Origin of the sequence: Mariluticola halotolerans (assembly GCF_021611515.1) — a bacterium.
GTDB classification, from domain to species: Bacteria; Pseudomonadota; Alphaproteobacteria; order Rhizobiales; family Devosiaceae; genus Mariluticola; species Mariluticola halotolerans.
In genome coordinates this window covers 1,898,553-1,922,209 of sequence record NZ_CP090960.1, presented here as the reverse complement: position 1 = coordinate 1,922,209, position 23,657 = coordinate 1,898,553, and the positions used below count along the sequence as shown (strand labels likewise).

23 protein-coding genes are annotated in these 23,657 nt (G+C 59.3%); 18 read left to right on the top strand and 5 right to left on the bottom strand.

From position 1 onward, the window contains the following. Positions 1-8: 8 nt before the first annotated feature. The 10 genes from L1P08_RS09195 (at position 9) to upp (ending at position 11,580) form a co-directional block, all read left to right on the top strand. Positions 9-1,592 carry an ABC transporter ATP-binding protein gene (locus tag L1P08_RS09195; RefSeq protein WP_303616728.1) on the top strand — a complete coding sequence of 528 codons (1,584 nt, stop codon included), beginning with the start codon at positions 9-11 and terminating at the stop codon, positions 1,590-1,592. Further along, positions 1,589-2,719, top strand: a complete 1,131-nt coding sequence (locus tag L1P08_RS09190; protein WP_303616727.1) for an ABC transporter permease — start codon at positions 1,589-1,591, stop codon at positions 2,717-2,719. The genes L1P08_RS09195 and L1P08_RS09190 overlap by 4 nt, the downstream gene beginning before the upstream one ends. After that, positions 2,716-3,684 carry an ABC transporter permease gene (locus L1P08_RS09185; protein ID WP_303616726.1) on the top strand — a complete coding sequence of 323 codons (969 nt, stop codon included), beginning with the start codon at positions 2,716-2,718 and terminating at the stop codon, positions 3,682-3,684. The genes L1P08_RS09190 and L1P08_RS09185 overlap by 4 nt, the downstream gene beginning before the upstream one ends. A 30-nt stretch (positions 3,685-3,714) precedes the next feature. Then, positions 3,715-4,140, top strand: coding sequence for a cytidine deaminase (locus L1P08_RS09180; RefSeq protein ID WP_303616725.1), 426 nt, complete (start codon positions 3,715-3,717; stop codon positions 4,138-4,140). Continuing rightward, positions 4,133-4,930 carry a purine-nucleoside phosphorylase gene (locus tag L1P08_RS09175; RefSeq protein ID WP_303616724.1) on the top strand — a complete coding sequence of 266 codons (798 nt, stop codon included), beginning with the start codon at positions 4,133-4,135 and terminating at the stop codon, positions 4,928-4,930. Before L1P08_RS09180 ends, L1P08_RS09175 begins: the two co-directional genes overlap by 8 nt. Continuing rightward, the gene (gene deoC / locus L1P08_RS09170) at positions 4,927-5,916 is read left to right on the top strand and encodes a deoxyribose-phosphate aldolase (RefSeq protein ID WP_303616723.1); all 990 of its coding nucleotides are present in this window, start codon (positions 4,927-4,929) and stop codon (positions 5,914-5,916) included. Before L1P08_RS09175 ends, deoC begins: the two co-directional genes overlap by 4 nt. An 18-nt stretch (positions 5,917-5,934) precedes the next feature. Next, complete coding sequence (locus L1P08_RS09165) at positions 5,935-8,304, top strand: aldehyde dehydrogenase family protein (RefSeq protein ID WP_303616722.1); 2,370 nt, start codon at positions 5,935-5,937, stop codon at positions 8,302-8,304. 71 nt (positions 8,305-8,375) lie between these two features. Beyond that, complete coding sequence (gene deoA / locus L1P08_RS09160) at positions 8,376-9,701, top strand: thymidine phosphorylase (RefSeq protein WP_303616721.1); 1,326 nt, start codon at positions 8,376-8,378, stop codon at positions 9,699-9,701. After that, complete coding sequence (locus L1P08_RS09155) at positions 9,701-10,930, top strand: phosphopentomutase (protein ID WP_303616720.1); 1,230 nt, start codon at positions 9,701-9,703, stop codon at positions 10,928-10,930. The genes deoA and L1P08_RS09155 overlap by 1 nt, the downstream gene beginning before the upstream one ends. A 20-nt stretch (positions 10,931-10,950) precedes the next feature. After that, positions 10,951-11,580, top strand: a complete 630-nt coding sequence (gene upp / locus L1P08_RS09150; RefSeq protein WP_303616719.1) for a uracil phosphoribosyltransferase — start codon at positions 10,951-10,953, stop codon at positions 11,578-11,580. Positions 11,581-11,786: 206 nt separating this feature from the next. On the opposite strand, the gene L1P08_RS09145 is transcribed toward upp, so the two are convergent. The 4 genes from L1P08_RS09145 to L1P08_RS09130 all read right to left on the bottom strand — a co-directional run bounded on the left by L1P08_RS09145 (position 11,787) and on the right by L1P08_RS09130 (position 14,221). Continuing rightward, on the bottom strand, positions 11,787-12,407 hold the full coding sequence (locus L1P08_RS09145; protein WP_303616718.1) for an HAD family hydrolase: 621 nt from the start codon (positions 12,405-12,407) through the stop codon (positions 11,787-11,789). A 106-nt stretch (positions 12,408-12,513) separates the two neighbouring features. Further along, positions 12,514-13,080, bottom strand: coding sequence for a TadE/TadG family type IV pilus assembly protein (locus tag L1P08_RS09140; RefSeq protein WP_303616717.1), 567 nt, complete (start codon positions 13,078-13,080; stop codon positions 12,514-12,516). Beyond that, a complete protein-coding gene (locus L1P08_RS09135) occupies positions 13,061-13,624 on the bottom strand; it encodes a TadE/TadG family type IV pilus assembly protein (protein ID WP_303616716.1) in 564 nt (187 codons plus the stop codon). The genes L1P08_RS09140 and L1P08_RS09135 overlap by 20 nt, the downstream gene beginning before the upstream one ends. Before the next feature lie 144 nt (positions 13,625-13,768). Continuing rightward, positions 13,769-14,221, bottom strand: a complete 453-nt coding sequence (locus L1P08_RS09130; RefSeq protein ID WP_303616715.1) for a pilus assembly protein N-terminal domain-containing protein — start codon at positions 14,219-14,221, stop codon at positions 13,769-13,771. Between the two features lie 370 nt (positions 14,222-14,591). On the opposite strand from L1P08_RS09130, the gene L1P08_RS09125 reads away from it, so the two are divergent. The 8 genes from L1P08_RS09125 (at position 14,592) to L1P08_RS09090 (ending at position 22,736) form a co-directional block, all read left to right on the top strand. Continuing rightward, positions 14,592-14,774 carry a Flp family type IVb pilin gene (locus tag L1P08_RS09125; RefSeq protein WP_303619530.1) on the top strand — a complete coding sequence of 61 codons (183 nt, stop codon included), beginning with the start codon at positions 14,592-14,594 and terminating at the stop codon, positions 14,772-14,774. Positions 14,775-14,916: 142 nt separating this feature from the next. After that, complete coding sequence (locus tag L1P08_RS09120) at positions 14,917-15,420, top strand: A24 family peptidase (protein ID WP_303616714.1); 504 nt, start codon at positions 14,917-14,919, stop codon at positions 15,418-15,420. Between the two features lie 140 nt (positions 15,421-15,560). Then, a complete protein-coding gene (cpaB, locus tag L1P08_RS09115; protein ID WP_303616713.1) occupies positions 15,561-16,487 on the top strand; it encodes a Flp pilus assembly protein CpaB in 927 nt (308 codons plus the stop codon). A 17-nt stretch (positions 16,488-16,504) separates the two neighbouring features. After that, on the top strand, positions 16,505-17,926 hold the full coding sequence (locus L1P08_RS09110) for a type II and III secretion system protein family protein (protein WP_303616712.1): 1,422 nt from the start codon (positions 16,505-16,507) through the stop codon (positions 17,924-17,926). Between the two features lie 41 nt (positions 17,927-17,967). Beyond that, positions 17,968-19,239, top strand: coding sequence for a CpaE/TadZ family protein (locus L1P08_RS09105; RefSeq protein ID WP_303616711.1), 1,272 nt, complete (start codon positions 17,968-17,970; stop codon positions 19,237-19,239). Between the two features lie 12 nt (positions 19,240-19,251). Next, positions 19,252-20,742, top strand: coding sequence for a TadA family conjugal transfer-associated ATPase (locus L1P08_RS09100; RefSeq protein ID WP_303616710.1), 1,491 nt, complete (start codon positions 19,252-19,254; stop codon positions 20,740-20,742). An 8-nt stretch (positions 20,743-20,750) separates the two neighbouring features. Further along, the gene (locus L1P08_RS09095; protein ID WP_303616709.1) at positions 20,751-21,728 is read left to right on the top strand and encodes a type II secretion system F family protein; all 978 of its coding nucleotides are present in this window, start codon (positions 20,751-20,753) and stop codon (positions 21,726-21,728) included. A 9-nt stretch (positions 21,729-21,737) separates the two neighbouring features. Continuing rightward, positions 21,738-22,736: a type II secretion system F family protein gene (locus tag L1P08_RS09090; RefSeq protein WP_303616708.1), complete on the top strand. Its 999-nt coding sequence runs from the start codon at positions 21,738-21,740 to the stop codon at positions 22,734-22,736. A gap of 79 nt (positions 22,737-22,815) precedes the next feature. On the opposite strand, the gene L1P08_RS09085 is transcribed toward L1P08_RS09090, so the two are convergent. Next, entirely contained in the window at positions 22,816-23,592 is a 777-nt protein-coding gene (locus L1P08_RS09085; RefSeq protein ID WP_303616707.1) for a tetratricopeptide repeat protein, read from the bottom strand. Positions 23,593-23,657 lie beyond the last annotated feature (65 nt).

Below are 23,657 nucleotides of genomic sequence, written 5' to 3'. Positions count from 1 at the left end.
ATAGCGGGATGAACGCATCCGTTAAAAATAAAGATCAGCGGCCCGCAGGGGCCGCTGATTCCGATCTGGCAATCGAACTGCGCGGCATCAACAAAAGCTTTGGCCCGGTTCACGCCAACAAGGATATTGATCTCAAGGTCAAGCGCGGCACGGTGCACGGCATTGTCGGCGAAAACGGGGCCGGCAAATCGACCCTGATGTCGATCCTTTACGGGTTTTACACAGCCGATAGCGGTGAGATTTTCGTCAATGGCGAGAAGGTCACCATCACCGATTCCCGCCATGCGCTCGCCCTTGGTATTGGCATGGTGCACCAGCATTTCATGCTGGTTGAAAATTTTTCCATTCTCGAAAACGTCATTCTGGGCGCCGAAGATTCCGCCCTTCTCAACCGCAGCCTCAATCATGCGCGCGGTGAGCTGGAGCGCCTGGCTGAAGATTACAGCCTGACCGTTGACCCCGATGCGCTGGTTGAAGATGTCTCGGTGGGCCAGCAGCAACGCGTTGAAATTCTCAAAGCCCTTTATCGCGGCGCTGAAGTGCTGGTGCTTGACGAGCCAACGGGCGTGCTGACGCCCTCGGAAGCGGATCACTTGTTCCGTATTCTCGAGCAGCTGCGCGAGCAGGGCAAAACCATCATTCTCATCACCCACAAGCTGCGCGAGATCATGGCGATCACGGATTCCGTCTCCGTCATGCGCCGCGGCGAAATGGTGAAAACGCTTGAGACCAAAGACACCAGCCCCGACGAACTGGCCGAACTCATGGTTGGGCGGCAGGTGCTGTTGCGGGTCGAAAAAGGCAAGGCCAACCCGGCCAGCACCCGGCTGGAAGTGCGGGACCTTGTCGTCAAGGACGATATCGGCGTTGTCCGGGTCAAGGGCATCAATCTCAATGTCCGGGCCGGGGAAATCGTGGGCATTGCCGGGGTTGCGGGCAATGGACAATCCGAATTGATGGAAGCCATTGCCGGCATGCGCGAACCGGTTTCCGGCGATGTGATGATCTCGGGCAATACGGTTTCGTTTCATGGCGACGATGGCGCGGCGCGCCTGCGCCGGGCGGGCCTTGCCCATGTGCCCGAGGACCGGCACCGGCTCGGCCTTGTGACCAATTTCGAGGAATGGGAAAATTCCATCCTCGGCTATCAGGATGATGACCGCTATGGCAGCGGCCCGATGCTGGATATCGCAGCGGCCCGTGCCGAGGCGGTGGAGCGCATCGAACGCTTCGATATCCGCCCGAAAAACCCGCGTTTGCGGACCGCCAATTTCTCCGGCGGCAATCAGCAAAAAATTGTGCTGGCCCGCGAGATGGACCGGGAACTGGACGTTTTGATTGTCGGCCAGCCGACACGCGGCGTCGATATTGGTGCCATTGAATTCATTCACAATCAGATCATTGCCATGCGCGATGCGGGCAAGGCCATTCTGCTGGTCTCCGTCGAGCTGGACGAAATCCGTTCGCTCGCTGACCGCATTCTGGTGATGTTCGATGGCGAGCTGATCGCCGAAGTCGATGCAGCGGAGGCGGATGAACGCACGCTGGGACTTTATATGGCAGGCGTAAAAGAACCGGTGACCGCACAATGAGCGCAGCACGCACACTCCCCAATTGGGTCACGGTTTTTCTGATGCCCGCCCTCAATGTCACCCTGGCCTTTGTCATCGGCGGGCTGGTTGTGGCAGCGATTGGCGAAAATCCGCTCCGGGCGATCCAGGTTCTGGTCTATGGCGCTTTCGGCTATGGCGAAGGCTGGGGCTATACCCTGCATTTCGCCACCAATTTTGTGTTCACCGGACTGGCGGTGGCACTGGCCTATCATGCCGGTCTGTTCAATATCGGTGTCGAGGGGCAGGCCTATGTGGCGGGCCTCGCCATCATGGTGGCGTTGGCGCTTGATAATACCCACTGGGTTGTCGTTTTGGTCGCCTCCACCGCCACAGCGGCGGCGCTGGGCGCATTCTGGGCGGCGATCCCGGCCTATTTGCAGGCCAAGCGCGGCAGCCATATCGTTATCACCACCATCATGTTCAATTTCATCGCCAATGCGCTGATGAGTTACATGCTCTCCCAGGTCATCAGCCGTCCCGGTGCCAATGCCGAAACCGAAACCATTGCCGCCGGTGCCCGCCTGCCGCTTTTGCGGGATTTCCTGCCCTTTTTCGGGCATTCCCCGGTCAATGTCGCGGTTATTCTGGCGGTGTTTGCGCTGATCTTTGTCTATGTGCTGATCTGGCATACCAAGTTTGGCTTCAAGCTGCGCACGCTGGGGCAGAACCCCGCAGCGGCCCGCTATGCCGGTATTTCGGCTGTCTCGATCATCATTATCACCATGGCCATTTCCGGTGCGCTGGCGGGGCTGGTGGCGGTCAATGAAGCCGTCGGCGTGCAAAAGCGTCTGGTTGTCGCCTATGTGGGCGGCGCGGGGTTTGTCGGCATTGCCGTGGCCTTTATGGGCCGGGCGCATCCGGTTGGGGTTTTGCTGGCCGCGATCCTGTTTGGCGGGCTTTATCAGGGCGGTCAGGAACTGGCCTTTGAAATGCCCTCGGTCAGCAGCGATCTGATCGTGGTTATTCAGGCGCTGGTCATTCTGTTCACCGGGGCGATGTCTGAAATATTCCGCCCAGCCCTTGTGCGTATTTTCGGGCAAAAGGAGCCGGAGGAACCCGGCCTTGAACCTGAGCCCGAAATCACCGAAGCGGAGGGCAAGCCATGAGCTATCTTGAAATCCTCCAGCTTGGCGATTCTTCCATCCGCATGGCCGTGCCGCTTTTGCTGGCCTGTCTGGCCGGGCTTTATTCCGAACGTTCCGGCATTATCGATATCGGGCTTGAAGGCAAGATGCTGGGCGCAGCCTTTGCCGCTGCCGCCACTGCCGCTGTCACCGGGTCGCCCTGGCTGGGGCTTCTGGCGGCCATGCTGGTCTCCACCGGCATGTCGATGATCCATGCACTGGCCTCGATCAATATGCGCGGCAATCAGGTGATTTCCGGTGTGGCGCTGAATTTTCTGGCGCTGGGGGTCACCATTGTTTTGGGCGATGCCTGGTTCAGGCGCGGCGGCAATACGCCCAATCTGTCATCCGACCAGCGCTTCAGCCCGATTGACTTGCCCTTTGCCACCCAATTGCAGGATGTGCCGGTTATCGGGCCGCTCTATGCCCAGCTGATTTCAGGCCACAACCTTCTGGTTTATCTGGCATTCCTTGCTGTGCCGGTGACAGCCTTTGTGCTGTTCCGCACCCGCTTCGGCCTGCGGTTGCGCGCTGTGGGCGAAAACCCCACCGCGCTCGATACGGCGGGTATGTCGGTCTCCTTTTTGCGCTATCAGGCCTTGATCATCACCGGTCTGCTATGCGGTGTGGCCGGGGCCTATCTGTCCACGGCGCAGGGCGCCAGCTTTACCGACAATATGACGGCCGGGCGGGGGTTCATTGCGCTGGCAGCCCTGATTTTTGCCAAGTGGAAACCGGTGCCCGCGCTGTTCACCTGCCTGTTGTTCGGTTTCCTGTCCGCCCTTCAAATCCGGTTGCAGGGCATGGAACTGCCCCTGATCGGCGAGGTGCCGGTGCAGGCGGTGCAGGCATTGCCCTATATACTGACGGTTGTCTTGCTGGCCGGGTTTATTGGCCGGGCAGTGGCCCCGAAAGCCTCGGGCCAGCCTTACGTCAAGGAACGCTGACAAGCGCACATAAACAGGAAAGAGGCTGCCATGGGTTCCGATCTGGATGCCATTGACAAGCGGCTGTTTGACGCCGCGGAAAAGGTGCGGGCTCTCGCCTATGCACCCTATTCCAAATTTCGTGTCGGGGCGGCGATCCTCGCCGATGACGGCAATATCTATGCCGGCTGCAATGTAGAGAACGCGGCCTATCCGGTGGGTAATTGCGCCGAGCCATCGGCGATTGCCGCCATGCTGGCGGGGGGCGGCAAACGCATCAAACGCGTCTATGTGACCGGGCCGGGCAAGGACCCGGTGACCCCGTGCGGCGGCTGCCGCCAGCGCCTGCGCGAATTTGCCGATCAGGACGTGACCATCATCAGCCACGGCGTCGACGGCACACCGCTCAGCGCGACCCTTGGCGCGTTACTGCCCCATTCCTTCGGGCCTGAATATCTGGATGCCGGCGATGCTTGACCGCAATCTTGAAATCATCCGCGCCAAGGCAGGCACCGCGCCAGTTGAAGCCGCGCTTGTGCTGGGCTCAGGCCTCTCGGCGCTGGGTGACCTGCTCACCGACAAGGTGGCGATTGCCTATGCCGAGCTGGAGGGTTTTCCCGGCGGCGGTGTTTCCGGCCACGGGCGCGAACTGCTGATTGGCATGATGGGCGGCAAGCGCATCGCCATTCTGACCGGGCGCGAACATTATTATGAGCACGGCAATGCTGCCGCCATGCGCCCCGCGCTGGAAGCAATGGCGGGACTGGGCGCACAAACCCTGCTGCTGACCAATTCCGCCGGTTCGCTCGATCCCGAAGTGGGGCCAGGAGAATTGATGCTTCTGGCCGACCACATCAATTATGCCGGCATGAACCCCCTGATCGGCGAGCCGACTGACCGCCGCTTTGTCAACATGGTTGATTGCTACGATCCGGGCTTGCGGGCAAAGGCACATGCCATTGCCAGGCGGCTGGACATGACTTTGAAAGAAGGGGTCTATCTGTGGTATTCTGGCCCGTCTTTCGAGACCGTTGCAGAAATCCAGATGGCCATCCGGCTGGGCGCGAACGCCGTTGGCATGTCAACGGCCCCCGAGGTCATTCTCGGGCGCATGCTGGGCTTGCGGGTCTGGGCCTGCTCCTCCATCACCAATATGGGGGCGGGCCTGAGCGATGAGAAGATTTCGCACGAGCATACAAAAAGCGTCGCCAAAACCGGCGCGCAAAAACTCGAGCGCCTGATCCCGGCGCTGGTGGAGGAAATATGAGCCTCAGAGTGATTGGTGATGCCCCGGCCGAAAGCGGGCACAAGCGCAATCCCGGCTTCCCGCTTGATCTCGACTGGGTGGAACGTACGGTGATGAACCGCTCGGCGCTGGAACGCCGGGCTGGGAGTATTGGCGCGCGCCGCTCGGTCAAGAAGGAATGGCAGGCGGCCTGGCTTTTAAAAGCCATCACCCTGATCGATCTGACCACGCTGAATTCTGACGATACGCCCGGACGGGTCGAGCGGCTCTGCGCCAAGGCCTTGCGCCCGGTGCGCCGCGATATCTTGCAGGCGCTCGGGGCAGAAAAGCTCGATATCAAGCCCGGTGCGGTTTGTGTCTATCATGCCTTTGTCGAAACGGCGGTCAACGCCCTTAAAGGCTCCGGCATTCCGGTGGCGGCCGTCTCGACGGGTTTCCCGCATGGTCTCGCGCCCCTTAGCACCCGCATTGGCGAGATTGAAGCCTCGGTCAAGGCGGGGGCGAAGGAGATCGATATTGTCATTGAGCGCGGCATGGTGCTGCGCGGCGACTGGCAGGGGCTCTATGACCAGATCAAGGCCTTCCGCACCGCCTGTGGCGACGCCCATCTCAAGACCATTCTCGGCACTGGCGAGCTGGCCACGTTGACCAATGTCGCCAAGGCCTCGCTTGTCTGCATGCTGGCGGGGGCGGATTTCATCAAGACCTCGACCGGCAAGGAAGCGGTCAATGCCAATCTCAAGACGTCGCTGGCGATGATCCGCATGATCCGCTGGTTTTATGATGAGACCGGCATTGAGATCGGCTACAAGCCGGCGGGCGGCATTTCCAGCGCCAAGAACGCGCTGACCTATATGGCGCTGATGAAGGACGAACTGGGCACCCATTGGCTGCAGCCGCACCTGTTCCGCTTCGGCGCATCTTCGCTTTTGACCGATATCGAGCGGCAGCTCGAACACGGCGTCACCGGCCGCTATGCGGCTGATTACCGTCAACCGATGGTCTGATCCCCGGAGGGGCATGAAATGAATATCGCGGCAATTTTCGAGACGCTTGATTATGGTCCCGCCCCCGAGGGCGCAGCGCCGGCCAATCTCTGGCTCGATGCGCATGGGCGCAAGTTCGGCCAGTATATCGATGGCAAGTTCACCAAACCGGGCAAGACCTTTGCCTCGGAAAACCCGGCCAATGGCGACAAGCTGGCCGATATCACCGATGGCTCAAAAGCCGATGTCGACAAGGCGGTCAAGGCTGCCCGCGCCGCCTTTCCCGGCTGGAGCGGATTGTCGGGCTTTGAGCGCGCCAAATATCTTTATGCCATTGCCCGGCTGATCCAGAAGGAAAGCCGCCTGTTTGCCGTCCTCGAAACCCTCGATAATGGCAAGCCGATCCGCGAGAGCCGCGACAGCGATATTCCGCTCGCCGCGCGCCATTTCTATCATCATGCCGGCTGGGCCCAGCATATCGAGCGCTCATTCCCCGACCAAGTGCCCTATGGCGTTTGCGGCCAGATCATCCCGTGGAATTTCCCGCTTTTGATGCTGGCCTGGAAAATCGCCCCGGCGCTGGCGGCGGGGAACACGGTGGTGTTGAAACCCGCCGAATTCACCTCGCTGACGGCTTTGCTTTTTGCCGAGATTTGCGTCAAGGCCGGGCTGCCGGACGGGGTGGTCAATATCATCACCGGCGCGGGCGAGACCGGCGCTGCCATGGTCGATCATCCCGATATCGACAAGATCGCCTTCACCGGTTCTACCGAAGTCGGCAAGATCATCCGCGCCGCCACTGCCGGCTCGGGCAAGGGTCTGTCGCTCGAACTGGGCGGCAAGAGCCCCTATATCGTTTTTGACGATGCAGATATCGACAGTGCCATTGAAGGGCTGGTCGATGCCATCTGGTTCAATCAGGGGCAGGTCTGTTGCGCCGGGTCGCGGCTTTTGGTGCAGGAAGGCATTGAGGAACGTTTTCTCAAAAAGCTCAAACTGCGCATGGACAAGCTGCGCGTCGGCGATCCGCTGGACAAATCCATCGATATCGGTGCCATGATTGCCCCGGTGCAGGTCAAGCGGGTGCAGGACCTGCTGGCCATCGGCCGCAAGGAAGGCGGCACCATTTATGAGGCCAATGGCGACATGCCCAATCAGGGCTGTTATCTGAAGCCGATATTGGTGACTGATGTTTCCCCTGCCCATACGCTGGTGACCGAGGAAATCTTCGGGCCCGTGCTGGTGGCGATGAGCTTTCGCACCCCCGACGAGGCGGTGGCCCTAGCCAATAATACCAAATACGGATTGGCCGCGACCGTCTGGTCAGAGAATATCAATCTGGCGCTGGATATCGCCCCGCGCATCAAGGCTGGAGTGGTCTGGGTCAACTGCTCCAACGCGTTTGACGCCGCCGCCGGTTTTGGCGGTTACAAGGAATCCGGTTTTGGCCGCGAGGGTGGCCGTGAGGGCATGAGCGTTTACCTCAAGCCCGCCTGGGAGAAAAAGCTGAAACCAGCCGCGCCGCAAAAGGCGATTGCCGAGGCTGGCAGCTATGAAAGCTCAGGCATCGACCAGACCGCGAAAATGTATATCGGCGGCAAACAGGCCCGGGGCGACAGCGGTTATGCCCGTACCGTGCTGGCCCCTAATGGCAGCGCTGTCGGCGAGGTTTGCGACGGCAATCGCAAGGATATCCGCAATGCGGTGGAAGCAGCGCGCAAGGCCCTCGGCTGGGGTGGCACGACCGGACATTTAAGGTCGCAAATCCTCTATTTCCTTGGCGAAAATCTCAGCTACAGAAAGGCCGAGTTCGCCGACCGCATCCGCATGATGACCGGGGTCAGTGCGACCGCTGCCAAACGCGAAGTCGACCTCTCGGTTGAACGCCTGTTCGCCTTTGCCGGCTGGGCCGACAAATATGATGGCGCGGTGCATAACGTGCCCATGCGCGCTGTGGCCATGGCCATGGTCGAGCCCATGGGCGTCATCGGCATTGCAGCCCCCAATGAAAGCCCGCTCCTGGCCGCAACCGCCATGCTGGCACCAGCAGTCGCCATGGGCAATACCGTGGTGCTGGTGCCCTCCGAGGCGCATCCGCTTTCGATGACCGATCTTTATCAGGTGATGGAAACTTCCGACGTGCCTGCCGGGGTGATCAATGTCGTCACCGGCGACAATCCCGCGCTCGCCAGGGTGCTGGCCGAACATGATGGGGTGGATGCGCTCTGGTTTGCCGGTGCCGCCGACTGGTCAGCCGAAATGGAGAAAGCCTCGATCGGCAATCTCAAGACGGTCTGGACATCAAGGGGCATGGCCATCGACTGGGCCGACAAGGCGGTGATGGAGGGTGATTACTTCCTCTCCCGCGCCACACAGGTGAAAAATATCTGGGTGCCTTACGGCGCGTAGGAGGCCGATATGAACGACAAGATCGAGCTTGGATCGTTGAACCACCTGGCCAGAAGCGGGGAACAATAGACATGGTTTTTCTCCCCCAGGAAGTGATTGCGCGCAAGCGCGATGGCGAGATACTTTCTCCTGAGGAAATCCGGCATTTCATTCGCGGTTTTGCCCATGGCACCGTCAGCCACCCGCAGGCGGCGGCCTTTGCCATGGCGGTTTATTTTCAGGACATGAACATCGAGGAGCGCGTGGCGCTGACCGAAGCCATGCGCGACAGCGGCAAGGTGCTCGACTGGTCCGATCTCGATGGGCCGGTGGTCGACAAGCATTCCACCGGCGGCGTTGGCGATAATGTATCCCTCATGCTTGCCCCGATCCTTGCCGCTGCCGGGGTTTATGTGCCGATGATCTCGGGCCGGGGGCTCGGCCATACCGGGGGCACGCTCGACAAGTTCGATTCCATCCCCGGCTATATGACCAATCCGGACAACGCGGTGTTCCGCAAGACAGTGCGCGATATCGGCTGCGCCATTATCGGCCAGACCGACGAACTGGCCCCGGCGGACCGCACCCTCTATGCCATCCGCGATGTGACGGCGACGGTGGAGAATATCTCGCTGATCACCGCCTCTATCCTCTCGAAAAAACTGGCCGCCGGGCTGGATGCCTTGATCCTTGATGTCAAAACCGGCTCGGGCGCTTTTATGAAGACACCGCGCCAGTCACGCGAACTGGCCGAAAGTCTCGTCACCGTGGCCAATGGGGCCGGGGTGAAAACCGGCGCGCTGATTACCGATATGAATGAACCTCTGGCCAGCGCCGCAGGCAATGCGCTGGAAATGCGCAATGCTGTTGATTTTCTGGCCGGGGTCAATCAGGACGAGCGGCTGCGGGAGGTAACGCTCGACCTGTGTGCCGCAGCCCTTGTTCTGGCGGGTAAACACACCAGCCTTGATGCGGCGCGCAGCCAGTGCGAGGGCCTGCTCGACAATGGCGCTGCCGCTGAAAAATTCGGGCAAATGGTGAAGGCCCTAGGTGGCCCGGCGGACTTTATCGAGAAGATGGACGCGTATCTCACGCCCGCGCCGATCATCCGCGATGTTGTTGCGCGCAAGGCCGGCACGGTCTCGGCCATCAATACACGCGGCGTCGGCATGGCCGTGGTAGCGCTGGGTGGTGGCCGCCGCATGCCAACGGACAAGGTGGATCATGCAGTGGGCTTTGACCAGCTTATGGGGATCGGCGAACAGGTGGGGCCGGATACGCCGCTGGCCCGCATCCATGCGCGCGACGAGACCAGCGCCGCTGAAGCCGCCCGCCGCCTGACCGAAGCCTATGATTTGCAGGGCGAGGTGCAATCCACCCCCCTGATTGCTGACCGCATCATGCCGGAGGGTCAATAATGCCCCGCGTTATTCTTGCCGTTCTCGATAGTTTCGGCATTGGCGGCGCGCCGGATGCGGCCAGCTTTTTCAATGACGAGCGGCCCGATACCGGGGCCAATACCTTTCTGCATATTGCCGAAGCCTGCGCTGTGGGTAAGGGGGATCAGGACGGCCTGCGCACCGGCCCGCTGACCCTGCCCAATCTCGACAAGCTCGGCTTGGGGGCGGCGGGTGAATTGTCCTCAGGTACTTTGGCCCCCGGTTTCACCAACCAGCCCGCCGGGCTTTGGGGTGTGGCCCGTGAGGTCTCCATCGGCAAGGATACGCCCTCGGGCCATTGGGAAATCGCCGGTGTGCCCGTGCCGTTTGAATGGGGCTATTTCCCCAAGACGGTGCCCACCTTCCCGGATGAGTTGATCGCCGATTTTGTTGCTGAGGCGGGTTTGCCCGGCATATTGGGCAACAAGCATGCCTCGGGCACTGTCGTGATCAACGAGCTGGGTGAAGAGCACATCCGCACCGGCAAGCCGATCTGCTACACAAGCGCCGACAGCGTTTTCCAGATCGCCGCGCACGAAACCCATTTCGGTCTCGAGCGGCTCTATGAGATTTGCGAGATCGCTTTCAAATATACCAAGCCGCTCAAGACCGGCCGCGTTATTGCCCGCCCGTTTGTCGGCGAGGATCCAACCAGTTTCAAGCGTACGGGCAACCGGCGCGATTTCGCCATCGCCCCGCCCGAACCCACCTTGCTGGACCGCAACCAGCAGGCCGGGCAGCAGGTTTTTGCCATTGGCAAGATTTCCGACATTTATGCCGGGCAAGGCGTGACCCACAAGATGAAGGCCAGCGGCAATATGAAGCTGTTCGACCGCACACTCGAAGCCATGGAAATGGCCGATGACCGCGCGCTGATCTTCACCAATTTCGTCGATTTCGATCAGGATTTCGGGCATCGACGCGACATCCCCGGCTATGCAAATGCGCTGGAGCAGTTCGACCGCCGTCTGCCCGAACTGGTCAGCCAGATGCGCGACGATGACCTGTTGGTGCTGACGGCAGATCACGGCAATGACCCCAGCTGGAGCGGCACCGACCACACGCGCGAGCAGGTGCCGGTTCTGTGTTTTTCCCCGGCGCTGGCCACCGGTTCATTCGGCCTGCGCCCGACCTTTGCCGATATCGGTGAATCTATCGCCCATTGGCTCGGCTTGCCGCCGGGACGGCACGGCACAAGTTTTCTCTAAAAGACAGGAATGTGAGGCACATGGAAAATGTAACGGTCGTTGATCACCCGCTTGTCCAGCACAAGCTCACCATCATGCGCGACAAGGAGACCTCGACCGCCAGCTTTCGCCGCCTGTTGCGCGAAATTGCGCATCTGCTCTGCTATGAGGTGACCCGCGATCTTGAGCTTGAAACCGTCGAGATCGAAACGCCGATGGAAACCATGCAGGCCCCGACCCTCAAGGGCAAGAAACTGGTTTTTGCCTCAATCCTGAGGGCAGGCAACGGCCTGCTGGAAGGCATGCTGGATCTCGTGCCGGCGGCCCGCGTGGCCCATATCGGGCTCTATCGCGATCACGACACGCTGCAGCCGGTTGAATATTATTTCAAGGCGCCGTCCGATGTGGCTGACCGGCTGGTGATTGTGGTCGACCCCATGCTGGCGACCGCCAATTCTGCCATTGCCGCTGTCGACCGGCTAAAGCGGCGGGGCGCTAACAATATGCGGTTCCTGTGCCTGCTGTCGGCCCCTGAAGGGGTTGCCGCTTTCACAAAAGCCCATCCCGACGTGCCGGTTTTCACCGCGGCAATCGACCAGAAACTGAACGAGCAGGGCTATATTGTTCCCGGCCTTGGGGACGCGGGCGACCGCATGTACGGCACGCGCTAGAGCGTATCCGGCCTTCCCGGGATTGCTCTGCGTCATTGCGAGCGCCAAAGGCGCGCGGCAATCCAGAGCTACTGAGACCAGCACGTGTTGCTCTGGATCGCCACGGCGCTATGCACCTCGCGATGACGACAGGTGTTTTTAGCAAAACCTGGACTGATGAAAACACGGGTCCCGCGCTGCCAGATGGCGGCGCCGGACCTGCTGGTTTAAGACGCCTTGAGCGGCAGGCCAAGGGCAATCAGTTCGGCCCGCAATTGCGCCGGGTCCTGGAAGTGAATGCCCTTCATGCCGAATTTGCGCGCTGAGGTGATGTTGATTTCATTATCGTCGATGAACACGCAGCTCTCCGGATCGAGGCTGTAGCGTTCGCAGAACACGCGGTAGATGCGGGGGTCGGGCTTGACCAGCCGTTCAAGCCCCGAGACCACGACGCCATCGAATTTTTCGAGAAATGGCCAGTCCGGCAGGCAGGACACCCATTTCTCCCAGGAGAAATTGGTGATGGCAAAGGTGGGGATGTCGGCGGCAACCAGTTCGTCGTGAATGGCGACAGTGCCCTCGATAATGCCGCCGAGAGTTTCTTTCCAGCGCTGGTCATAGGCCTGGATTTCGCGCCAGTAGCGCGGGAAACGGGTAATCAGCTTGGCGACGCCCTCGGCATAGATATCGCCCGCGTCGAATTCGAGATTCCAGTCCAGCGTGCAGATATGGTCCTGAAACCACTGCGCCTCTTCTTCAGTTTCGAACAGCTTGCGGAACAGGTAAAGCGGGTTCCAGTCGACGAAGACGCCGCCCAGATCAAAAACGGGAATAATGTCGTCACTCATTGGGGGAAACTCCACTTGCTAACCAGGACAATCCGGCTATCGCATGCGGGGCAGGCAAGCGCAAGCGCCCGGACATGCCGGATCTGCAAGCGGGGTTTGACAGAGGTCAGATGACGTCGATGAATTCACCAAAGCGCGGCACGTAGAAATATTCCTTGTACAGCGGCAGCCCGGTCTTGAACACGAAATCGGTGATGGGCTGATAGTTCATCGAGGCTTCCGAGACAATCACCCAGGTGCCAGAGGCGATATCGGTAAAGGCTTTCGGCAGGGCATAGTCTGCGTCTTTGGCATAAGGTGTGCCGCCGGTATTGTCGTGGCTCCAGACAACCTTGGCATTGCCGGACGCATCGACAAACACGCAGCTCACTGTCTGGCTGAGCCCGCTGGAACTGTAGGGCGCTACCGTGACAGAGGCCGCCTCGAACAAATCGTTCAACTCTGCGATGGTCAGGTCGCCCTTGTTCTGGGCCACCAGATCGCCGAGCGCGGATGCAGCAGAGGTCAGGCGCCGGTCATAGGAAAGCGCACGGCTGGCCTCGACCGTGCCGATATACATCAGCAGCAGAAGCGGCATGATCAGGGCAAATTCCACCGCTGCGACGCCCTCCCGGGCCTCTGCGAAGCGGTGCCACCATTGGGTGATGCGGGATTTAAGCGCCAAAGGGCTCATTGCGCCACACCTCCGCTGAACCCATCAGCATTGTCCCATCGGACAGCGACTGAAGGTTGAAGCCCATAATGTCGAACATGGTGTCCCACTTGTAATAGACTTCAGCGATGACAATGCTCTTGCTGACACCCGGCTGGTATTGCTCAACTATCACCCAGTCATTTGTATTGGGATCGATCGGATCGCTGACGGTCGCGTCCGCAAAGCTGGGGACCGTGCGCACACGCACCATGATCTTGTTGCAATCGAACATGCCATAGGTGCGTTCGCAGATCTTGGCGCGGAATGTGGGCAGTGAATAATCGGCTTTCTGGGCCTGGCCCGTGCGGATCAGGCGCGTGCTGTCATGCAGCGCGCTTTCAAAGATATTGCTGGCGAGAAAGGTCACCGAGGTTTCCATGATCGCGGCAACGATTGCGAAAAAGGGAAGGGCAAGAAGGCCGAACTCGATCATGGTCACGCCGCGCTCGTCGCGTGCGAATGAACGCTGCGGGCGCAGGGCGGACAAAAATCCTGATCGTGGTTTGGACGTCATCTGTTTCATTGGGCCGCACGTTTAAAAAAAATCGAACGGGTCAATATTTAGAGTACCCATGCCTAACTGAATGTTAGAAATGCGCCAAAGAGAACGGATAGTTGCAGTATTGGTGAATGCCCGCTTAACGCCGGTCCATCAAATACGCGCCAGCTATTGGGCGTTATTCTCAACCAGTGTGGCCGAGGCAATGGAGCTGGAGGTAAAGCCAGGATCATCGCCAAGCGAGACCGTGGGCTGGCAGGCGGGCTCGCATGCGAGCGTGGTGCGCGACCGCCCCATATAGACGGTCACGACATCGGCATGGGTTTCCACCACCTCAACCAGCGTATCGGCGACCGGATTGCCGCCGCTATCCAGCACGATAAGATTGGTCTGGCCAAAACTCTTGCCGGTCAGCACCAGCGTTTGCGGGTCCTGGATTGTGACATCGGCAATGCCGGGATTGCCGATAATGACTGTGGCGGCCGGCGCGTTGATGCGCAAAACCCGGGCCATATTGACATTGACCAGCACCGAACCTTCCGCAGCAAAGGCGGTCTGCCCGGCAGGCATGGTCACCGCAAACGCGGTGGCGAGCAACAGATTGCGGACTTTGAAGGACATCGAACTCACCCGGTACTGGAAAACACACTTTCCCAATTCTTGCCCGGAATGGTGAATATTTGGCAAACATCCCGAAAACAACTGAAGCGTTCCGGGAGAAACCCCAATGAATAAAAGGACGTTCGCTTCAAACATGCGGGGCGGCGCTGGCTTGCAGTCTTGCTCCACGCGCGCCCATCATACCATGTTATGGGGAAAGATACGGCTGTTAATCTATTGAAAACTATACAATAAAACAGCGTGCTTCACAGGCATTCGATCTTTCCGATTAACATAATTTCAAGACCTCACACCTATTTTCAGCTCGTCCGATATGTGACGTGTCGGACAGTGCTGTCACCGTGGGTGACGTGGAGTTAAGGAGTTGAGTATTATGAATATTGTGACACGGTTTTTGAAAGACGAGTCCGGTGCAACGGCTATTGAATACGGCCTCATTGCTGCCCTGATCGCTGTTGGTATCATTGCTGCTGCCGGTACCATCGGCACCCAGCTGAAGACCACTTTTGAAACCATCGGCACGAAGCTGACCACCGCAAACTCCGCTTCGTAAGCGGCGTATTATTGCGAGAAGCGAACGCTGGCCTGATGGCTGAGCGAGCGAATACGAAGGGAGGCGCATATGCCTCCCTTTTTGTTTGCCGATTTTTAAACCCCGGCATGCAGAATGGAACAAAAGAAGCTGAGGTCTGGCAATGTTGAACATGCTGCTATTGTTGTTTTTCCCCGCGATGATGGCCTATGCGGCGTGTTCGGATCTGCTGACCATGCGGATTTCCAACAAGGTTTCGCTATTATTGATCGTCGGGTTTTTCATCATGGCATTGCTCGCCGGGCTGACCTGGCCTGACATTGGCATGCACGCCGGCGTCGCCGCGATCACCCTTGTGGTTGCATTTTCGTTCTTTGCTTTCGGCTGGATCGGCGGCGGCGATGCAAAACTGGCGGCCGCAACTGTTCTATGGATCGGCCCCGAACATGCAATGGTCTATCTGGTTTTCGCCGCGCTTTATGGCGGTGGGCTGACGCTTCTGTTTCTCTTTGGCCGCAATTACAGCCTGCCCGCCGGCTTGCTGCGGGTCGGCTGGCTTGTGCGGCTGCATGACAAGTCCGAAGGTGTGCCCTATGGCATTGCGCTCGCCGCCGCCGCGATGATGGTTTACCCCGAGACGGCAATATTTCAGATATTCGCAAGCTGACGTTATTTGAGAGCATTGAATATTAACACATTGTTTACTCTATTGTAAAAGGTCCGGTTAACCAAAACTTGACCCTTTCCGGGCAGACTGGCGCCGATCAAAGTTGGGCGTGCTGTGCCCATATGACGTGGAGTTAGGTAATGGGACGGGCGCGTATTCTGCTTCTGGTTGTTGCGATTGTTGCGGGGGGACTCGCGGCATTTCTCGCCACGCGTGGTGGTGCGCCGGCATCCGATCCGGTGACGGTGACGGAAATCCAGCAGGAAGCCAAGGAGCAGGTGCTTGTCGCCAGCCAGCCCATCGGGGTTGGTGAGCGTCTCGATGCCAGACTTTTGCAATGGCAGGATTGGCCCGCTGGCGCCGTGCGGCCCGAATATGTCACCCGCAAGGCCGCGCCTGACGCGACCAGTGAGCTGGATGGTGCAGTCGCCCGTTTCGAAATTTTCGCCGGTGAACCCATTCGCGAGGCCAAGCTGGCGCGTGTGGATCAGGGCTATCTCTCCGCCGTCATCGAGCCGGGCATGCGCGCGGTCTCCATGGATGTGACTGCCACTTCCGGTGCAGGCGGGTTCATCACACCCAATGACCGGGTTGATGTGGTGCTGACCCGCGCCACACCCAATGGCACGCAGTCCGAGACGGTGCTGCGCAATATCAAAGTGCTCGCCATTGGCGTGCGTCTGGGTGAAATGGGCCGCTCCGGCGGCAGCGACGGCGCTGATGAAGACCCGCAGTCGAAAACCTTCCAAAAGCCGACAATCGCAACCCTTGAGGTCAACCCACGCCAGTCCGAAACCGTCATCAACGCTTCCCAGATCGGTAAGCTGAGCCTGGTATTGCGCTCTGTTGCGGACTTTGCCGAGGTCATCTCGCCGGGGGCATCGGGCAGCAATTCCGCCATTCGCATGATCCGTTTCGGCAAGGAAAAAAGTGTTCTCTCCAGTTCTGATGACGCAGCTCCCAAGGCCATGCCTGCCGCATATTCGGGCGATGGCAGCGAAGATGATGCCGTATTCCTTTCGGGGGCGGATGACGAAGACGCCGCCAATGTCCCCGTGCCGCAGTGAGTTTTAAGGGCAATCCGATGTTGAAAAATCATATTCATACCCCCGCCCGTCCGGCTCGTGCCCTGTTGCGCGTTGCCAGCGCGCTCGCGCTTGTTCTGGGGTTCGCCGCCATAACACCGGCGCTGGCCCAGCAGCGAGCTACGCACCTGCAGGTATCGCGGGCGGAAACCGGTGCCACCCAGCACCTTGAAGTGGGGCAGAACAAATCCCTCATCGTGGATCTCCCCACAGACGTGCGTGAGGTGATTGTCTCGCAGCCGAATGTCGCAACCGCGATCATGCGCTCCAAACAGCGCGCCATCGTTCAGGGCGTATCTGTTGGCGAGACCAATATTTTCTTTCTTGATGCCAAGGGCGCGCGCATTTCCGTACTTGAAATTTCGGTCAATTCCGACGCCTCCTCGCTGGAGGGCACTATCGCACGCATCGTGCCCGGCTCGCGCATTCGGGCCGAGGCCTTTGGCGAGCGTGTGGTTCTGTCCGGTTCGGCCCAGTCGGCTGATGATGTGGAAAAAGCCATAGCGATTGCCGGGCAATTTGCTCAGTCACCTGAAAATGTTGCTAGCATTGTCAGCGTTGAAGGTTCGCAACAGGTCATGCTGAAAGTGACGGTCGCCGAAGTGTCGCGCGAAGTGGTCAAGCAGCTTGGTATCAACCTCAGTGCCTCGTTCTCCGCAGGCAATCTCACCACCAGCCTTTTGAGCCAGCCCAGCCTTGGCGGTGCCTCCAATGTTGTCGGCACCAATGCGGTTGGCGTCGGGCTCAATGCTGGCAACCTCGCGATCGATGCCACGCTGAGAGCACTCGAGCGGCGCGGCGCGGCGCGCACGCTGGCAGAGCCCACCCTGACCGCGCTTTCCGGCCAGGAAGCAAGTTTTCTCGCTGGCGGCCAGTTTCCGGTCCCCTCAGGCTATGACAATGGTGTGGTCACCTTCGAGTTCCGCCAGTTCGGTGTCGATCTGACCTTCACGCCGACGGTCAAGTCCCGTGGGCTGATCGGATTGACGGTGCAGACCAAAGTGTCCGAACCGACCACCGAGGGCAGCTTCACTATCGGCGACATTACCGTGCCGGCAACCAAGGATCGCGAAGCGAGCACTTCGGTCGAACTGCAATCGGGCACAACCCTCGCCATTGCGGGTCTGATGGAAGACAAGGTGCGCCAGCAGTTCAATGAATTGCCCGGCATCAGCAAATTGCCGATCCTGGGGGCGCTGTTCCGTTCGCGCGACTTTGTGCATTCCCAGACTGAACTGCTCATTCTGGTGACCCCGGTTCTGGCCCATGCCGGGGGGCCGGTGGAATTGCCAACCGACCGTATCACCTTTGCAGGCGATGCCGAGGCAGTCTTTCTCGGACACATGGAAAAGCTTTATGGTGTCGGCGGGAGTTCGGGCGCCGGCCAGTATCAGGGTTCTGTAGGATTTGTATTGGACTAGGGCAGGCGTTATCCGCCGCGAGGTCCGAAGGAGTATAGGTGATGAATTTCGGCAATGACGAAACCGGTAATGCCGGGGCTGAAGAGATCGTAAGCGGTGCCCGCATGGTGCCGCGGATCACGATTCAGGCGTTCTGCGAACATTCGCAAACCGCCGAGCTGATCGACATGACCATTCACGATCGCCGCATGTCGCGCGCGGCCCTGACCACCCATAATGGCGGCATTGACGGGGCGCTTGAAACCTATCGCGCCAATCCGACCCCCAATCTTATCATTATCGAAACCTCGCAGCCGCGTGACGAGATCATTGCCGATCTCAACAAGCTGGCCGAAGTCTGTGATGCGGGCACCCGGCTGATCGTTCTCGGTCACGTCAACGATGTGGTATTGTATCGCGAACTGATCCGTTTCGGCGTCTCGGAATATCTGGTGCTGCCCATCGAGCCGCAGGTTTTGGTCGATGCCATTGCCGAACTTTTTGCCGGCGAGGACAGTGCCCCGATTGGGCGCACGGTCGCCTTTCTGGCCGCCAAGGGCGGGGCTGGCTCATCCACTGTGACCCACAATGTTGCATGGTCGCTGGCGCAGACCGTGCGTCAGGATGTGCTTATTCTCGACATGGATCTGCCATTCGGCACCGCGGGCCTCAATTTCAATCAGGACCCGCCGCACGGGCTTGGCGACGCGGTTTTTGCCAATGAAAAAGTGGATGCGGTGATGCTGGACCGCCTGATGTCCAAGGCGGCCAATCACATCAACCTGCTCACGGCACCGGGCACGCTTGACCGCGCCTATGATTTTTCCGAACGGGGCTTCGAGCAGATTATCGAACTGGGTCAGCAGAATGTGCCGATTGTCTTTCTCGACATTCCGCACACCTGGAATGGATGGGTGCAGCACACATTGAGCACGGTCGACGATATCGTCATCGTGGTTGAGCCGGATCTGGCCAACCTGCGCAACGCGAAAAACCTTGCCGATACCCTCAAACAATTACGGCCTGTCGAGGCGGACCCCATGCTGGTGGTCAACCGCGTCGGTGTGCCCAAGCGCCCCGAGATTACCCCGGCAGATTTCGAAGCCTCTGTTGAATGCCGGCTTGTCGGCGAGATCGGCTTCGATGCGGCCACGTTTGGCACCGCGGCCAATAACGGGCAGATGATTGCGGAAGTGTCCAAAAATCACGCTGCCAACGATGTCTTCCGTACCATCGGTCTGGAAGTCACCGGCCGGGCGACAAGCGCCTATCCTGATAAAAAGAGCGCCTTCACACTCCCCGCGGGCCTCTCGAAATTGCTGAAGCGGGCTTAACGGGAAAAGCAGATGTTTGGCAAGCGTACGAGTTTTGGTGGCAATACGGAAAATCCGACCAGCACACCGGTGCGGCCGGCGGCGACGCCTGCGCCCGCCGAACGGGCACCCCGCCCGGCGCAGGAACCCGCACCCGCCCGCAGGGTTGAGCTTTCGGGGCTTCAGGATGAGGTTCTGGATGTGAAGCCGGAAGCTGCTGGCCGCACGGACAACTATTTCCAGACCAAATCGACGATTTTTACCGCCCTGATCGATTCCATCGATCTGAGCCAGCTGGCCAGCATGGACATGGAATCCTCGCGTGAGGAAATCCGCGACATTGTTGCGGAAATCATCGCGCTGAAATCCATCGTCATGTCGATTTCCGAGCAGGAGGACCTGCTTGAGGATATCTGTAACGACGTGCTCGGTTATGGTCCGCTGGAGCCGTTGCTGGCCCGCGATGACATTGCCGATATCATGATCAACGGCTCGCAAAAGTGCTATATCGAAGTCAACGGCAAGGTGAAGCTGACCAATGTCCGCTTCCGCGATGATGCGCATTTGATGAATGTCTGCCAGCGCATCGTGAGCCAGGTTGGCCGCCGCGTCGATGAAAGTTCCCCCATATGCGACGCGCGCCTGCCCGATGGTTCCCGCGTCAACGTCATCGCGCCGCCCCTGTCCATTGATGGTGCCGCGCTGACCATTCGTAAGTTTAAAAAGGACAAGCTGACCCTGCCGCAGCTGGTCAAGTTCGGATCGATCTCGCCAGACGGTGCCGAAGTCCTGCGTATTCTGGGCCGGGTCCGGGCCAATGTGCTGATCTCTGGCGGTACCGGTTCGGGCAAGACGACATTGCTGAACTGTCTGACAGCGTTCATTGAAAAAGACGAGCGCGTCATCACCTGCGAGGATTCCGCGGAACTTCAATTGCAGCAGCCCCATTGTGTGCGGCTGGAAACCCGTCCGCCCAACCTTGAGGGCGAGGGTGAGATCACCATGCGAGATCTGGTCAAGAACTGCCTGCGTATGCGGCCTGAACGCATCATCGTCGGCGAAGTGCGTGGCCCGGAAGCTTTCGATTTGCTCCAGGCCATGAACACCGGCCATGACGGTTCCATGGGCACCCTCCACGCCAACTCCCCGCGTGAAGCTCTGTCCCGCCTTGAATCCATGATTACCATGGGCGGCTATTCGCTGCCCTCGCGCACCATTCGCGAAATGATCGTTTCATCGATCGATGTGATCGTGCAGGCCGCGCGTCTGCGCGACGGCTCGCGCCGCATCACGCACATCTCCGAGGTGTTGGGCATGGAAGGCGAGGTTATCGTAACCCAGGATATCTTTGTCTATGACATTCAGGGCGAAGACGCCCAGGGCAACCTGCTCGGCGTGCATCGTTCAACCGGCATCACCAAACCGCAGTTCAATGAGCGGGCCCGCTATTTCAACGAAGAAGCCAACCTGGTTCAGGCGCTTGAAAACGCCAATACCGAACACCGCAACATGGTAGAGAACTAGGAGCCGTCATGTCCCCGATACTGCTGGCCCTGCTTGCCTTTATCTCGATCGGCGCCCTTGGCGTCGCCTTTGTCCCCTCGGTGCTGGGAAGCGGCCGTGCCGATAAAAGGCGCAAGGCGCTGCAAGGCAATTATCAGGAAAACCGGGTCGGTATCGTTGCCGAGCGCACGCGCGAAGACCGCCGCAAATCGGTGCAGGAAGCGTTAAAGCAGCAAACTGATGCCTTGAAAAAGCGCAAGAAAAGCGTCTCGCTGCAGGCCCGTATTTATCAGGCGGGACTCAAGATCAAGCGCGGGGCCTTCATCCGCAACGCCGTAATTCTGGGAATTGTGGTCTTCGTGGTGTGTTTCATTCTCGGCGTGCCGCTTCTGTTTTCGCTGATTTTCGGGTGTGCTGGGGCCTATGTCGCGCCGATGTGGTTCCTGGGGTTCCGCCGCAAGCGCTATCAGAACAAGTTTCTCGATGAACTGCCCAATGCTGTCGACGCAATTGTGCGTGGTATCAAATCGGGCATGCCGCTCAATGATTCCATCCGGCTGGTGGCAAGGGAAATCAAGGAACCGGTCCGTTCGGAATTCAACCGCGTGATCGAGCAGCAATCCATCGGCAAATCGATGATGGAGGCGGTAACCGTGCTCTATGATCGCGTGCCCCTGCCTGAGGTCAATTTCTTTGTCGTCGTCATCACCGTGCAGCAGCAGGCGGGCGGCAACCTCTCCGAAGCGCTGGGCAATCTGAGCGGCGTGTTGCGGAACCGCAAAAAGATGAAATCCAAAATTCAGGCCATGTCGTCCGAAGCCAAGGCGTCGGCCATGATTATTGGTGCCCTGCCCTTCATCGTTGCGGTGCTGGTCAGCCTTGCAAGCCCCGGTTATCTGACGCCGCTTTTCGCCAGCACGCTGGGCCATTTGTGGTTGGGCATCGGGGCGCTGATGATGTTCATTGGTGGCTTTATCATGAACCGCATGATTCAGTTCGATATTTAGGACCGGCAGATGAATTTCATAGAGCTTCTGACCAGTCGCGATTTTCTCATGGCCATGCTCGCCGCGGTTTCGGTGGCGGCCATTGTTTTCACGCTCGGCGCCCAGTTCACCGACCGCTCGGCCATGCGGAACCGCATCAAGCGTGTGGCACTGGAACGCGAGCGCATGCGCGCCGAGGAAATGGCGCGCCTGCGCGCCTCCAGCGAGAAAAAAGGCTCGATCCGCGCCGGCAGCGAATCCAAGACCTATATGAAGGCGGTGGTCGACAAGTTCTCCCTGCAAAAGGCTTTTGCCGATGAGGGGACGCTCGAGAACCTGCAGCGCGCGGGCTATCGCGGCAAGGGACCGCTGACCACCTTCTTGTTCATGCGTTTCGTCACACCCTTTGTGATGTTCCTGATTTCGCTGATTTACCTGTCACTGACCTATCTCAAGGATCAGCCGCTTTACATGTCATTTGCCTATGCGGTGGGCATCGGCATTCTGGGCTCCTACCTGCCGGTTATTCTGCTGCGCAACCGGATCACCAAGCGCCAGCAATCGATCCGGCGCGCCTGGTCTGACTGTCTTGATTTGATGCTGCTCTGTGTGGAAAGTGGCATGTCCATCGAACATGCGTTCAAGCGCGTTGCCAAGGAAATCGGCGAGCAAAGCGTTGAGCTGGCTGAGGAACTGACGCTGACCACCGCGGAATTGTCATTTCTTGAAGACCGCACCCGCGCTTACGAAAACCTCGGTAAACGCACCGGGCTGGACGGTGTGCGCTCGGTCATGACCGCGCTGATCCAGGCAGACAAATACGGTACCTCTGTCGGTCAGGCCCTGCGTGTCATGGCGGCGGAAGGGCGCGAGGCCCGCATGATGGAAGCCGAGAAGAAGGCCGGTGCCTTGCCGCCAAAGCTGACCGTGCCGCTGATCGTTTTCTTTCTACCGGTGCTGTTCATCGTCATCATGGCCCCGGCCATGCTCAAGATTTTCGGCCCCGGCGGCACACTGGCCGGCGGCTAGAGCCGGTGCCCGGCAACAGATAACAAAAAACCCGGCACTGCTTGGCGCAGGCCGGGTTTTTTAATGGGTAGGGCTTGGTTTACTTGGAATCCTTGATCACGTCCCAGCGGTTCTGCTGTGTCAGCAGGGCGCGGATATAGGCCATGTTGGATTCAACCTGTTCGGGCGGCAGGGTCTGGGCGTAAATGGCCCGGGCCTCGTCAAAGCGGCCCTGCAAGCCGAGCACCAGAGCCAGGTTTTGCCGGATCTGGCTGGTCGCCCCTTGCATGGCCACAGCCCGGCGCAAATGCGCCTCGGCCTGCGTCAGGTCATTGGTCATGGCAAAGGACAGCCCCAGATTGGCTTCCAGCGATGCGCGGCCCGGTGAGATCACCAGAGCCTGCTGATAAAGCTGGCGCGCCATGGCGTGCTCGCCCATCTGGTCAAGAATTGCCCCCTTGACCGACAGGGCATTCCAGTCCGGGCGGTCGGGGCGAATGGTTTGTTCGACGATCTCAAGACCTTGCGCGAATTTGCCATCGGCGGTGAGTGCCTTGGCATAGGCGATCTTGATGTCCGGATCATTGGGATAGTAGCCGATGGCCTGCTGCAACACGGCAACCGCCTGACCCGTCTGGCCCACAGAGCGCAGGGCGGCGGAGAATTGTATGATCGTACCCTTGTCGCGCGGGTTGGATGCATAGCGGCCCGAGAGGTGCGACAGGTTTTGCTGAGATTCGGCCTGCGACAGCCCGGAATAATCCGGTGTCTGCATGGTGGTGCGGTTGCTGGCGCATGCGCTCAGTGCCAGCGCGGCGACGCCGGCGAGCAACAGGGTGCGAAATGATTTCGGGTTAGAACTAAAAACGCGCAACACGGGTACCTGTTCTCCAGCATGGCTGCCCAGAAAGCGCGGCAGACCGTCCCCATTCAATAAATCAT